The organism is Vibrio sp. Isolate24, assembly GCF_022398215.1.
Taxonomy (GTDB): Bacteria; Pseudomonadota; Gammaproteobacteria; order Enterobacterales; family Vibrionaceae; genus Vibrio; species Vibrio coralliilyticus_A.
Window position 1 is genome coordinate 128497 of the sequence record NZ_JAKEUU010000004.1, and the last position, 13144, is coordinate 141640.

General features: G+C 45.1%; 10 protein-coding genes. 5 read left to right on the forward strand and 5 right to left on the reverse strand.

What is annotated here, in order from left to right; all coding sequences use genetic code 11:
• Positions 1 to 24: 24 nt before the first annotated feature.
• The 3 genes from leuO to L1D23_RS17320 all read right to left on the reverse strand — a co-directional run bounded on the left by leuO (position 25) and on the right by L1D23_RS17320 (position 2957).
• Positions 25 to 984, reverse strand: coding sequence for a transcriptional regulator LeuO (gene leuO / locus L1D23_RS17310; RefSeq protein ID WP_239868901.1), 960 nt, complete (start codon positions 982 to 984; stop codon positions 25 to 27).
• Between the two features lie 392 nt (positions 985 to 1376).
• Positions 1377 to 2423, reverse strand: coding sequence for an MJ1255/VC2487 family glycosyltransferase (locus L1D23_RS17315; RefSeq protein WP_239868908.1), 1047 nt, complete (start codon positions 2421 to 2423; stop codon positions 1377 to 1379).
• A gap of 3 nt (positions 2424 to 2426) precedes the next feature.
• Complete coding sequence (locus L1D23_RS17320) at positions 2427 to 2957, reverse strand: phosphatase PAP2 family protein (protein ID WP_239868917.1); 531 nt, start codon at positions 2955 to 2957, stop codon at positions 2427 to 2429.
• 605 nt (positions 2958 to 3562) lie between these two features.
• Between L1D23_RS17320 and leuA the strand changes: the two genes are divergently transcribed.
• From leuA to leuD, 4 genes are read left to right on the forward strand one after another with little or no spacing between them, the layout of a single operon-like run.
• Positions 3563 to 5110, forward strand: coding sequence for a 2-isopropylmalate synthase (gene leuA / locus L1D23_RS17325; RefSeq protein ID WP_239868919.1), 1548 nt, complete (start codon positions 3563 to 3565; stop codon positions 5108 to 5110).
• A gap of 60 nt (positions 5111 to 5170) precedes the next feature.
• On the forward strand, positions 5171 to 6262 hold the full coding sequence (gene leuB / locus L1D23_RS17330) for a 3-isopropylmalate dehydrogenase (RefSeq protein WP_239838558.1): 1092 nt from the start codon (positions 5171 to 5173) through the stop codon (positions 6260 to 6262).
• A 54-nt stretch (positions 6263 to 6316) separates the two neighbouring features.
• Positions 6317 to 7717, forward strand: a complete 1401-nt coding sequence (gene leuC / locus L1D23_RS17335; RefSeq protein ID WP_239868921.1) for a 3-isopropylmalate dehydratase large subunit — start codon at positions 6317 to 6319, stop codon at positions 7715 to 7717.
• A gap of 11 nt (positions 7718 to 7728) precedes the next feature.
• Positions 7729 to 8331 carry a 3-isopropylmalate dehydratase small subunit gene (gene leuD / locus L1D23_RS17340; protein WP_239838560.1) on the forward strand — a complete coding sequence of 201 codons (603 nt, stop codon included), beginning with the start codon at positions 7729 to 7731 and terminating at the stop codon, positions 8329 to 8331.
• Between the two features lie 195 nt (positions 8332 to 8526).
• Here the strand turns inward: leuD and glmS are convergent, their stop codons facing one another.
• Positions 8527 to 10359 (reverse strand): glutamine--fructose-6-phosphate transaminase (isomerizing), encoded by a 1833-nt coding sequence (glmS, locus tag L1D23_RS17345; RefSeq protein ID WP_239868923.1) that lies wholly within the window; start codon positions 10357 to 10359, stop codon positions 8527 to 8529.
• An 82-nt stretch (positions 10360 to 10441) separates the two neighbouring features.
• Positions 10442 to 11203 (reverse strand): DeoR family transcriptional regulator, encoded by a 762-nt coding sequence (locus L1D23_RS17350; protein WP_239868925.1) that lies wholly within the window; start codon positions 11201 to 11203, stop codon positions 10442 to 10444.
• 432 nt (positions 11204 to 11635) lie between these two features.
• Between L1D23_RS17350 and pykF the strand changes: the two genes are divergently transcribed.
• Complete coding sequence (pykF, locus tag L1D23_RS17355) at positions 11636 to 13048, forward strand: pyruvate kinase PykF (protein ID WP_239868927.1); 1413 nt, start codon at positions 11636 to 11638, stop codon at positions 13046 to 13048.
• The last annotated feature ends 96 nt before the right edge of the window (positions 13049 to 13144 follow it).

Consider the following 13144-nt stretch of genomic DNA (forward strand, 5'->3'; position numbering starts at 1 on the left):
ATTCTTCTCTTAAATAACAGCTAATTAGTCTAGAGCAACGACTTCACCGCAGATCATCATTAGCTGGTCACGTAGCCAGATATGACCTTTGTCTTTTTCGCTTGATTCATGCCAGCTTAGGAAGCCGCTAATTTTGCTATTCTCGAATGGAAAATCCAACACTTGTAACTGATCTTTGTTCGCTGCGTTTTCTACCATCCAGCGTGGTGCAATCGTAACAAGTTCAGACTGACCTACAACATAAAGAACATTGCTCAGGCTGGTGCCTTCATAGTATGCCTGAACATCTAAGTCGCAATATGCTTGCTCTGAGAAGCTACGTTGACCATGTACGCGAGACAGTTTCGCATGACGTTCACCTTTCAGAAGGTCTGCCGTTACGGCTTCTTGGATACGTGGGTGAGACTTAGACGCCACTACCACTAGCTCATCTTGGAAGATTTCTGTGCTTGAGAAACCTTGCTCATCAAAGCGAGCGTAATCAATCACAAAGTCGATTTCTTGGTAGCGCATTCTTTCAGCCAGTTGGCGATCAAATTCCGCATCAAGGTGAAGTTGAACATTAGGAGCCTGATCATGAATTGTCGACATAATCTTTGGTGCAAAGCGCATATCACATGGGCTGCAAATCGCCAGTTTGAACAAACGCGTTGATGTTTCAGGCGAGAAAATAGAGCTTGGCAGCTCATTACGGATAAGTTGCAGTGCTTGGCGAACAGGGCCAAATAGCTGGCGTGCACGCTGAGTCGGCTGAATGCCACGTCCCTGACGCATAAATAACTCGTCATTAAACATAACTTTTAGACGTGCTACAGCATTACTAACTGCGGGTTGAGACATGCCAAGGTTATGAGCGGCACGGGTAATATTTTGCTCTTGCATTACTGCATCAAACACAGTGAGAAGGTTTAGATCTACTCCACGTAGAGTGCTTTCCATTCGGTAGCTAGCAATCGCACTCATAGACTCTTTTTTATCAATCATCAGGCAAGCCTCTTGTATTCGTCAATGTAAATGGTTCTTAAAATGAATGTTGGTTGGGAATAGATAACCCAGATCTTGTTATATTTATCCGTCAGATGTGTTCTGGCGGATTTCTACTATCAACGAATCAATCAATGATTAGCAACAAGATTGATAATTAATCAGTATTTTTTACTTAAGTCATAAAATTAAACTTATTAATCATTAACTTACGACATATGTAAAAAAGTATAAATCTCTCATACTGTAAGGATTTAATGGATCAATTAAGTCTATGGGGGAGTGTGAAGAGTCAGACCGGAACTATTTGCAAGAAAAATAATTCCATAGGTTGAAACAAAAACAGCATCAATAATTTGATGCTGTTGAAGTCATGAAGACATAATAGTGAGCTAAATATTAGTAACGTAACTAGGGAAATCAACTTTATCCCAGAGACTCTGAGTCAACTCCATCTTATTCTCCCAGTCCTCTTTGAGCAGCCAATCTGCAATCGCGTCAGCCACATCGGGGTAGCTGACACTTTCAGCCTGCTCTTCATCTAACCAACGACGTACAACAGAGGCATCAAGCATCTCCATACAGCTGGCTAATCCCAGCTCCTCCAGTGTTGCAACATTGCTCATCTGTTCAAATTGCCCGCTGAGTGGTTTGAGTAATAACTTCTTACCTAGCGTCAACGCTTCAGAGGGCAACTCAAAACCACCATTGGCAATGACACCATTACAACGATTAAGCGAATATTGAAACCCTTGGAAACTGAGTGGCAAATAGTGAACATTGTCGACAATCTGTTCTTCCATCACCTCAGGATGAAAGCAAACAAATCGCTGCTGTGAGAAACGTAGCAATAATTCGGCAATATCATGAATGCTCTCGAACGGCAGATATACGAGGACAAAATCTTCGCCTACGACGTGCTCTTTATGGGTATGAACGATAGGAGGAAGAATGGGCTGATCAAAATGATACCAATGTAAGCCGATATGATGCTGCGCAGGCGCAAAGTACTTGACGATTTTTTTGTCTAGCCAGCTTGCTCCCCTGAGTGGCACTGAGTAACGAAATGCATTTTGATGGCTAATGCTGATAGACGCTTTACCTCGCATTTTCGCCGCCCAAGCAGACACTGGCTCAAAGTCATTCAGCACTAAATCAAAGTGATTTAAATCAAGCTGCTTCACTTCTTGGTAGAAGGCTAATAGGTTATTACTGAAACAGGTTTTTTGATAGCTGACCTGACCATTTTCAGTTACGAATGTTAAGCCACGCCGTGTTTGATAATCACCAAACGCTTCCATGGAGAAATACTTATCGGCGGCGCGGCCAGAGAAAAGGAACTCAACCTCAATACCACGCTTCTTAAGTGCATAGCTCATCGCTCTCGCACGAGCGATATGACCATTACCTGTTCCTTGAACACCGTAGAGGATTCTCATTCGTTACGCTCCCATAATCACAGATAGTGCCATTTGCGCGCAGCCAATACCCAGCAGAGCCCCCAACACCACATCAGTCAAAAAGTGTACGCCGAGTAAAATACGCGAAGTAGCAATCAACGTAGCCCAAGCAAAAGCAAACAATTCGAGCTCGACATAAAAGACACTGATCAATGTAGCCATTAAGAAAGCGGCGGCGGTATGGCCTGAAGGTAAGCTATAACGATCTGAAGGGGTGATGAACGAAGTGACCAACTCAGACAGCTCTTCCGGACGGCGACGCTTGAAGACATTTTTCGCTGCCCAATAAATCGGAAGCTCCACCACAAAAGCAAGTAAACCAGCCAGCAGAAAGAGCGTGCCTGTTTCCCCACCTAGCCCCCAAGCGAGCAAACCAATAACAGCATACAAATGCCCATCCCCTGTATGCGATATCGCTTTACTCAAGCGGGAAAGCGGATAAGAGAATTTATGTTGCAAGCAAAATAGTGAAAACGCCAGATCAAACTTGGCAATAGGCTCGATTGAACGCATGACCGGCTCCTTGTTACCGCGGTTATGCCTTCAAACTTAAGAGACTGAAATGACAAATCAGTGAAGCTTTGAGGTTGATTCAGTTACATTGTCAAAATCCAATCTAACGATGGGTACAAGAGTGCACGACCACTTTTCTCTTGTTATTTGATCTTGTCGTCCACAATAGCGCGCGAGGGGTAAACCAAAGATGTAACTGGCGAACAGGCCTTACCATTGATTGCTTCTATGCTTGATTGGCTTAATCCAGCAAATTCACTATGAATAATCCCACTATTTCTTTTCATTTACTTATTGATGAATAAAAAAACAACTTAAGGGTTGACGTGCACTGTGGAGTGCGGTACTAATTTGTTAACTTAATTTTGTGGTTTATTTAACGCCCTTACAGGAACCGTTAACAATGATGAAGCGTTTTTCTATCCTGCTGAGCCTCCTCCTTATCGTGACCAGATCGCGCGGGTAGGCTGTGGAAGAAAAATAACCACAACAAGATTTCACAAACCCGCACACAGATGCGGGTTTTTTTATACCTAGCTTTTTATAGCTAAGCGGAAGAAAACGATTTACTGCGTACAAAACACAAACATCAGGAAGGAAGCAACATGAACGATCAAGTCATAATATTCGACACCACATTACGTGATGGCGAACAAGCGTTGTCAGCAAGCTTGACAGTTAAAGAGAAACTGCAGATTGCCTATGCGCTGGAAAGACTCGGCGTTGATGTGATTGAAGCCGGCTTTCCTGTGTCTTCGCCTGGTGATTTCGAGTCAGTACAAACCATCGCCAAACACATTAAAGACAGCCGAATCTGTGCCCTTTCGCGTGCCGTTGCGAAAGACATCGATGCCGCGGCTGAAGCTTTAAAAGTTGCTGAGCAATTCCGAATTCACACCTTCATTTCTACTTCCACTGTTCATGTTCAAGATAAACTACGCCGCAGTTACGATGATGTCGTAGAAATGGGAGTCAAAGCAGTTAAACATGCTCGTCAATATACGGATGATGTCGAGTTCTCATGTGAAGACGCAGGACGCACTCCAATTGACAACTTATGTCGCATGGTCGAAGCGGCAATTGATGCAGGTGCTAGGACTATCAACATCCCGGACACAGTGGGCTACACAGTACCCAATGAGTTTGGCGGTATCATTCAAACCTTATTTAACCGTGTTCCTAACATTGATAAAGCCATCATTTCTGTTCACTGTCACGACGACTTGGGCATGTCGGTTGCGAACTCGATTGCTGCCGTGCAAGCAGGAGCACGCCAGATAGAAGGAACGATTAATGGTATTGGTGAGCGTGCCGGTAACTGTTCTCTAGAAGAAATAGCCATGATCATCAAAACTCGTCAGGAATTCTTAGGGGTTCACACGGGTCTTAAGCACGATGAGATTCATCGCACCAGCAAATTGGTCAGTCAGCTATGTAACATGCCTATCCAGAGCAATAAAGCCATTGTTGGTGCCAACGCATTCAGCCACTCTTCCGGCATCCACCAAGATGGCATGCTAAAGAATAAAAACACCTATGAGATCATGACGCCCGAGTCAATTGGCCTTAAGAATCAGGCATTGAATTTAACCAGTCGGAGTGGTCGCGCCGCAGTGAAAAGCCACATGGATAGCATGGGCTACAAAGAGGAAGAATACAGCCTAGAGGCTTTGTATGAAGATTTCTTGAAGCTTGCAGATCGTAAAGGACAAGTGTTCGACTACGATTTAGAAGCCTTGATGCACTTCTCAAACCTTCGCGAAGAAGACGATTTCTACAAGCTAAACTACCTAAGCGTTCAGTCCGGCAGCGTCATGGCAACCACCAGTATCAAATTGCAATGTGGTGATGAAGAGCAATGCGAAGCCGCGGTAGGTAATGGCCCAGTTGATGCTCTATACCAATGTATCTATCGCGTGACAGGTTATGATATCGTGCTAGATAAGTTTGATCTGACAGCTAAAGGCGAAGGTGAAGACGGTTTAGGTCAAGCAGACATCATCGCTAACTATAAAGGCCGAAAATACCACGGTACCGGTGTTTCCACCGATATCGTAGAAGCTTCTGGTCAGGCGCTATTGCATGTAATCAACAGCATTCACCGTGCCGACAAAATTGCAGAAATTAAACAGAAAAAAATCGCAACAGTATAAATAGACTCCAGGGACGAGAGTCGTTCCCCTGGAACCAAAATAAAAAATTAAAGGATTACCATGACAGACAAATCTTACAAAATTGCCGTGCTACCAGGAGACGGTATTGGCCCAGAAGTAATGCAGCAAGCACACAAAGTGCTAGATGCCATCGAAAAGAAACACTCTATCGAATTGACTCGCGATGAACACGATGTTGGTGGTATCGCTATTGACAATCACGGTTGCCCACTTCCGGACAGCACAATCAAAGCCTGTGAAGAATCCGATGCCGTATTATTTGGCTCTGTTGGTGGCCCTAAATGGGAACATTTACCACCAAATGATCAACCGGAACGTGGCGCTCTACTCCCACTACGTAAGCACTTCCAACTTTTCTGTAATTTACGCCCAGCGCAAATTCACAAGGGTCTAGAGGCGTTCTCACCACTGCGCGCAGATATTTCTGGCAACGGCTTTGATATTGTCGTGGTACGTGAACTGACTGGAGGAATCTACTTCGGTCAACCAAAAGGCCGTGAGGGTGAAGGCGCAAATGAAAAAGCGTTTGATACTGAAGTTTATCATCGTTTTGAAATTGAGCGCATTGCAAAGATTGCCTTTGAGTCCGCGCGTTTGCGTGACAAGAAAGTATGTTCTATCGATAAAGCCAATGTTCTGCAGAGCTCGATTCTATGGCGAGAAGTAGTCGAAGAAATAGCTAAAGATTACCCAGATGTCGAGCTATCACACATGTATATCGACAATGCGACAATGCAGCTCATCAAAGATCCAGCCCAGTTTGACGTTATGCTTTGCTCAAATATTTTCGGCGATATCATTTCTGATGAATGTGCCATGATCACTGGTTCTATGGGCATGTTGCCTTCAGCCTCTTTAAATGAGAGTAAATTCGGCCTCTACGAACCAGCAGGGGGTAGTGCACCAGACATTGCAGGTAAAAACATCGCCAACCCAGTTGCGCAAATCCTCTCTGCCGCACTCATGCTGCGGTACAGCTTAGGTGAAGAAGCTGCTGCTCAGGATATCGAAGTTGCTGTATCCAAAGCCCTTTCTGCTGGAGAGCTGACAGCGGATCTAGCAGGTAATAATCCAGCACTTTCAACTGCAGAAATGGGCGACAAAATCGCCGAGTACATTCTAAATTCATAATAATTATTTGCTCCTGATAAGCCGTTGTCAGGAGCAACACACAGGACAGTAATAATGGGCAAAACACTATACGAAAAGGTCTACGACGCACACGTTGCTGTGGCCGCAGAGGGTGAAAACCCTATCTTGTACATCGACCGTCATTTAGTGCATGAAGTGACCTCTCCACAAGCTTTTGATGGCTTGCGCGAAAAAGGCCGTAAAGTACGTCAAGTTGGCAAGACGTTTGCCACCATGGACCACAACGTTTCCACCCAGACGAAAGACATCAATGCCTCCGGCGAGATGGCACGTATCCAGATGGAAACACTATCGAAAAACTGTGAAGAATTTGGTGTCACCCTGTACGACATTAATCACAAATACCAAGGCATTGTGCACGTTATGGGCCCAGAGCTAGGCATTACGCTTCCGGGCATGACGATTGTCTGTGGTGACTCACACACAGCAACCCATGGTGCATTTGGCTCGCTAGCTTTTGGTATCGGTACGTCAGAAGTGGAGCACGTTTTAGCGACTCAAACGCTAAAGCAAGCGCGCGCCAAAACCATGAAAATCGAAGTGAAAGGTAAGGTTGCACCGGGCATCACAGCAAAAGATATCGTACTTGCTATCATCGGTGAAACCACGGCGGCTGGCGGTACGGGATATGTGGTCGAGTTCTGCGGTGAAGCGATTACCGATCTTACAATGGAAGGTCGCATGACAGTCTGTAATATGGCTATCGAATTGGGGGCGAAAGCGGGTCTAATCGCACCCGATGAAACCACATTCGAATACATCAAAGGCCGCAAGTTCGCACCACAAGGTGAAGATCTAGACGCGGCAATTGAATACTGGAAATCACTAAAAACGGATGATGATGCAGAGTTTGATGCGGTTGTCACACTTAACGCAGCAGACATTAAGCCTCAGATCACTTGGGGAACAAACCCAGGTCAGGTCATCGCTGTCGATGAGCCAATCCCTGCTCCTGAAAGCTTTGCGGACCCTGTAGAAAAAGCATCAGCAGAAAAAGCCTTAGCCTACATGGGGCTAGAAGCAGGCAAAGCGCTATCTGACTACAAAGTAGATAAAGTTTTTGTCGGCTCTTGTACGAACTCTCGTATCGAAGATATGCGTGCCGCGGCTGAAATCGCCAAAGGACGCAAAGTCGCTGACAACGTACAGGCGCTTATCGTACCTGGCTCTGAACAGGTAAAAGCGCAGGCAGAAGCTGAAGGCTTGGATATCATCTTTAAAGACGCCGGCTTTGAGTGGCGCCTACCAGGGTGTTCTATGTGTCTGGCAATGAACAATGACCGCCTAGGTCCACATGAGCGTTGTGCATCAACCTCAAACCGTAACTTTGAAGGTCGCCAAGGCCGTGACGGTCGTACCCATCTAGTGAGCCCAGCGATGGCAGCGGCAGCCGCTATTGCTGGTCACTTTGTTGATATTCGTGAATTGGACTAAGGAGAGAACAAATGTCAGGTTTTAAACAACACACAGGCTTGGTTGTTCCTCTAGATGCAGCGAATGTCGATACCGATGCTATTATCCCCAAACAATTTCTACAAAAGGTTTCTCGCCTAGGATTTGGTAAACATTTATTCCATGATTGGCGCTTCCTTGATGATGCAGGTGAGCAACCCAATCCAGAATTCGTAATGAATGCTCCTCGTTATCAAGGCGCTTCGATTCTTCTTGCTCGTGAAAACTTTGGTTGTGGATCATCCCGTGAACACGCGCCTTGGGCACTAGCAGATTACGGCATCAAAGCAATGATCGCACCAAGCTTTGCCGATATCTTCTACGGTAACTCTATCAACAACCAGATGGTACCAGTTCGTCTCACAGAGCAAGAAGTCGATGAGATCTTCCAATTTGTTGAAGCCAATGAAGGCGCGCAAGTAGAAGTTGATCTAGAAGCCAACGTGGTTCGCGCAAATGGAAAAGAATACACATTTGAGATTGACGAGTTCCGTCGCCACTGTCTATTAAACGGTTTAGATAACATAGGCTTAACTCTTCAACACGAAGACAAAATCGCTGAATACGAAAATCGCATTCCTTCGTTTCTTAAATAGTTGAGAAGCGTAAAACTAAACCGTTTGTAAAAGCGTAAGCTGAAAGTAATAGAGCAGTCACTGAGTGACTGCTCTTGTCACACGCAACGTGGGCTCCCGAAAGGCGCACATAAAAAAACCAAGACTCTCAACTTGAGAATCTTGGTTTATATTTGAGCCTTAATTACAGTATGAAACTCTGTTTTCTGGATTAAGTTACTCTACCGTTACCGCTTTTGCCAAGTTACGTGGTTGATCTACATCTGTCCCTTTGATGAGCGCGACATAGTACGATAGCAGCTGCATCGGAATCGTGTAGTAGATAGGGGCTGTGATTTCGCTTACGTGAGGCATAGTGATGATCTTCATGGTTTCATCAGCTTCAAAGCCCGCATCCGCATCCGCAAATACATACAGCAAGCCACCACGAGCACGCACTTCTTCAATATTCGACTTAAGTTTTTCCAGCAGTTCATTGCTCGGTGCGACGACAACGACTGGCATGTCAGCATCAATGAGTGCTAGTGGACCATGCTTCAATTCACCTGCTGCATAAGCTTCAGCGTGAATGTAAGAAATCTCTTTAAGTTTCAACGACGCTTCCATGGCAATCGGGTAAAACTCACCACGACCAAGGAACAAAGTGTGATGCTTATCCGCAAAATCTTCCGCTAAAGCTTCAATATCTTTCTCAAATGAAAGTGCCGAGTTGATCTGTTTTGGCAATGCATGCAGCGCTTCAACGATCTCTTTTTCTTTCTCTTTGCTTACACGGTTTTGCTGCTTACCAAGTGCCGTCACTAGCATTAGCAGTGCTGAAAGCTGGGTGGTGAAGGCTTTAGTAGATGCAACGCCGATTTCGACGCCAGCACGTGTCATGAAAGCAAAATCAGACTCACGAACTAACGAAGAGCCTGCAACGTTACAAATCGTCATTGCCGCCATGTAGCCTTTCTCTTTGGCAAGGCGAAGCGCTGCCAAAGTATCTGCTGTCTCACCAGACTGAGAAAGCGTGATCAGTAGGCTGTTTGGACGAGTCACAAATTTACGGTAGCGGAACTCAGATGCAATTTCGACATCACAACTTACACCAGCAATATCTTCAAACCAATAACGCGCAGTCATACCCGCATTATAAGACGTACCACACGCAACGATCTGGACGTGTTCAACTTTGCTCAAAATCTCAGCGGCATTGACACCAATCGCTTCCGTCACCACAGAATCAGACGTCAAACGTCCTTCCATTGTGTTAATCAGAGCAGTAGGTTGCTCATAGATTTCTTTTTGCATGAAGTGGCGGTACTGGCCCTTGTCACCCGCATCGTGCTCTGCGTTTGATTCAATCACTTCACGCTCGACACGCTCACCAGAAAGATCAAATACGTTCACTTCACGACGAGTTATTTCTGCCACATCGCCTTCTTCCAGATACATAAAGCGACGAGTGACATTAAGCAGTGCAAGTTGATCTGAAGCGAGGAAGTTTTCACCGACACCGAAACCAATCACGATCGGGCTACCAGAGCGAGCAACAACAATGCGTGAAGGATCTTTGCGATCAACAGCAACTGTACCGTAAGCGCCTTCAAGCTGCTTTGCGGTCTTTTGCACGGCTTCAAGTAGTGATTCTGCAGTACGAAGCTCCCACTCCACCATATGAGCAATAACCTCAGTATCCGTTTGAGACTCAAATACGTAACCACGAGATTTAAGTAGCTCACGCAGCTCTTCATGGTTTTCAATGATGCCATTATGGACAACAGCAATATCACCTGACATGTGTGGGTGCGCATTAGCCTCTGAAGGCTCACCGTGTGTCGCCCAGCGAGTGTGGGCGATACCTGTCCCACCGACCACTTCCGCTGCGTCCACAGCATCCGCCAGTTCCTGAACTTTACCCAGACGGCGAAGGCGAGTCAGATTAGAGTCACCATCGACTACAGCAACACCTGCAGAGTCATAACCACGGTACTCAAGGCGACGTAATCCTTCTACTAAAATTTCAGCGACATCTCGTTGTGCAACAGCACCGACGATTCCACACATATTCAACTCCAATTTGTTGATTCCGATAGGCAGCAAGCAAAGGCCAAGTTCGGAGAAGTAAGATTAAAAATTCGTTTTAACGTTATGCACAAAGGACTTTGACACCATGAGATTCGATTTTTGTTTTTAGCTCTTGGTCTAAGTCTTTGTTAGTAATTAAGATATCGATGACATCCCAAGCGAGTTCTAAGTTAGGTATCTTTCTGCCAATCTTTTCCGATTCGACCATCACTATCACTTCACGAGATACTTCAGCCATCACTTTACTTAGGCCGACCAATTCATTAAATGTTGTCGTACCTCGCTCTAAGTCAACGCCATCAGCACCAATAAATAGCTGGTCAAAGTCATATGAGCGTAGTACCGACTCCGCCACTTGTCCTTGAAAAGACTCAGAATGTGCATCCCAAGTCCCGCCCGTCATCAATAACGTAGGCTCACTTTCAAGCTCATTAAGCGCGTTCGCCACATTGAGTGAGTTGGTCATCACAACCAAACCACGCATACCATCCAGTTGCTTGATCAATGAAGCAGTGGTACTGCCACTGTCGATCACAATGCGATTGTGCTCGCGGATCAGCTTGGCGGCCGCTTGGGCGAGTTCATTCTTACGAATCGAAACATTTTCGCTCAATTCATCGCTGACGACTTCTTTTGGTAATGCGATAGCACCACCATAGCGACGCAGTAATTGGCCATTTTTCTCTAAAGAGGCGAGATCCTTTCGAATTGTGACTTCAGAAGTCTCAAACTGGAGAGACAAAGCCTCAACACTGACCTCTCCTTTCTCATTCACTAGATTAGAAATTGCGTGTCTTCTTAGTTGTGTGTTTCGCTTCGACATCTAATTTATTCTTAAATATTTCGGTTCGAAACAAATTATAGTCAAATCGAAACTTTTATGTCCATTTATTTTGAACCAAAAAATAAAAAAATAGCGGCAAAACCTTGTCCTAAGACAATTCTTAACCAGTGATATTGGAATGAATCAGTGGTAGAATTCGCCACCGAAAAGAAAAAAAATTACAGAATTGACCGTTATTTTTTTGCAACTAACCACCTATATCCTAGGTTAGTCACAAAAATTCTGAGTATTATCCAGACAGTTTGGTCATAAAATGACTAAACTTGTTGAAAGACTTTCAGTTCTGGAGTCGACAAAAACAGTGATGTTCTCTTATATACAGAAGGCGCAAGATGCCAATCGGGAACCCTCGACTTCAGCGAGATAAATGACTTTCAAATTGTAACTATTATTGACCGGAGAATATCTTCCATGAAAAAGACCAAAATCGTATGTACGATTGGCCCTAAAACTGAATCTGTAGAGAAGCTAACTGAACTCGTAAATGCAGGCATGAACGTAATGCGCCTAAACTTCTCTCACGGTGACTACCAAGAGCATGGCACTCGTATTGCGAACTTCCGTAAAGTAATGGAAGAGTCTGGCAAGCAACTGGCTATCCTTTTAGATACTAAAGGTCCAGAGATCCGTACTATCAAGCTAGAAAATGGCGACGATGTTGATCTGGTTGCTGGTCAGGAGTTCACTTTCACAACTGACACTTCAGTTGTGGGCGACAAAGACAAAGTAGCGGTAACTTACGCAGGTTTCGCAGCAGACCTTAACGTTGGTAACACGATCCTAGTGGACGACGGTCTAATCGAAATGGAAGTACTAGCAACTTCAGAAACTGAAGTGAAATGTAAGGTACTGAACAACGGCGCACTAGGCGAAAACAAAGGCGTTAACCTACCTGGCGTTTCAGTAAACCTACCTGCTCTATCTGAAAAAGATAAGAACGACCTTAAGTTTGGTTGTGAGCAAGGCGTTGACTTCGTTGCAGCCTCTTTCATCCGTAAAGCGTCTGACGTAAAAGAAATTCGCGAAGTACTTGCGGCTAACGGCGGTGAAAACATCCACATCATCTCTAAGATCGAAAACCAAGAAGGTGTTGATAACTTCGATGAGATCCTAGAGCTGTCTGACGGTATCATGGTTGCTCGTGGTGACCTAGGTGTTGAAATCCCAGCGGAAGAAGTGATCTTCGCTCAGAAGATGATGATCGAGAAATGTAACCGTGCTCGTAAGATGGTTATCACAGCAACTCAAATGCTTGATTCTATGATCAACAACCCACGTCCTACTCGTGCAGAAGCAGGTGACGTAGCGAACGCTGTGATGGACGGTACTGATGCTGTGATGCTTTCTGGTGAAACAGCCAAAGGTAAGTACCCTGTTGAAGCAGTTACTATCATGGCTCAGATCGCAAACCGCACAGACGCAGCACTAAAAGCTGAACTTGGTTCTCGCCTAGACAGCCCTCGTCTACGTATCACAGAAGCAGTATGTAAAGGCGCGGTAGACACTGCTGAAAAGCTAGCAGCTCCACTGATTGTTGTTGCAACTGAAGGCGGTAAATCAGCTCGTTCAGTACGTAAGTACTTCCCAACAGCAAGCATCCTTGCACTGACTAATAATGCAAAAACTGCTGCTCAGCTTGTACTAACAAAAGGCGTTCGTCCTGTATTGGTTGATTCTATCGATAGTACTGACGCGTTCTACGTTCTAGGTAAAGAGCTAGCGCTAGAGTCAGGTCTAGGCAAAAAAGGCGATATCGTTGTTATGGTATCAGGTGCTCTAGTCGCTTCTGGTACAACTAATACAGCTTCTGTACACGTTCTGTAAGAACTGAATAAAAATTCATATTTATAAAAGAGGGCTCTAGCCCTCTTTTTTTATCCCCTCCCCTTGTCTCACTATTCAGCACGCTGTATTATCGAC

What these genes read in the sequence shown, in the direction of transcription:
- L1D23_RS17315 (WP_239868908.1), bottom strand. Translation starts at nt 2,423, where the DNA reads ATGAGAATCCTCTACGGTGTTCAAGGAACAGGTAATGGTCATATCGCT.
- leuC (WP_239868921.1), top strand. Translation starts at nt 6,317, where the DNA reads ATGGGCAAAACACTATACGAAAAGGTCTACGACGCACACGTTGCTGTG.
- pykF (WP_239868927.1), top strand. Translation starts at nt 11,636, where the DNA reads ATGAAAAAGACCAAAATCGTATGTACGATTGGCCCTAAAACTGAATCT.
- leuO (WP_239868901.1), bottom strand. Translation starts at nt 984, where the DNA reads ATGATTGATAAAAAAGAGTCTATGAGTGCGATTGCTAGCTACCGAATG.
- leuD (WP_239838560.1), top strand. Translation starts at nt 7,729, where the DNA reads ATGTCAGGTTTTAAACAACACACAGGCTTGGTTGTTCCTCTAGATGCA.
- glmS (WP_239868923.1), bottom strand. Translation starts at nt 10,359, where the DNA reads ATGTGTGGAATCGTCGGTGCTGTTGCACAACGAGATGTCGCTGAAATT.
- leuA (WP_239868919.1), top strand. Translation starts at nt 3,563, where the DNA reads ATGAACGATCAAGTCATAATATTCGACACCACATTACGTGATGGCGAA.
- L1D23_RS17320 (WP_239868917.1), bottom strand. Translation starts at nt 2,957, where the DNA reads ATGCGTTCAATCGAGCCTATTGCCAAGTTTGATCTGGCGTTTTCACTA.
- leuB (WP_239838558.1), top strand. Translation starts at nt 5,171, where the DNA reads ATGACAGACAAATCTTACAAAATTGCCGTGCTACCAGGAGACGGTATT.
- L1D23_RS17350 (WP_239868925.1), bottom strand. Translation starts at nt 11,203, where the DNA reads ATGTCGAAGCGAAACACACAACTAAGAAGACACGCAATTTCTAATCTA.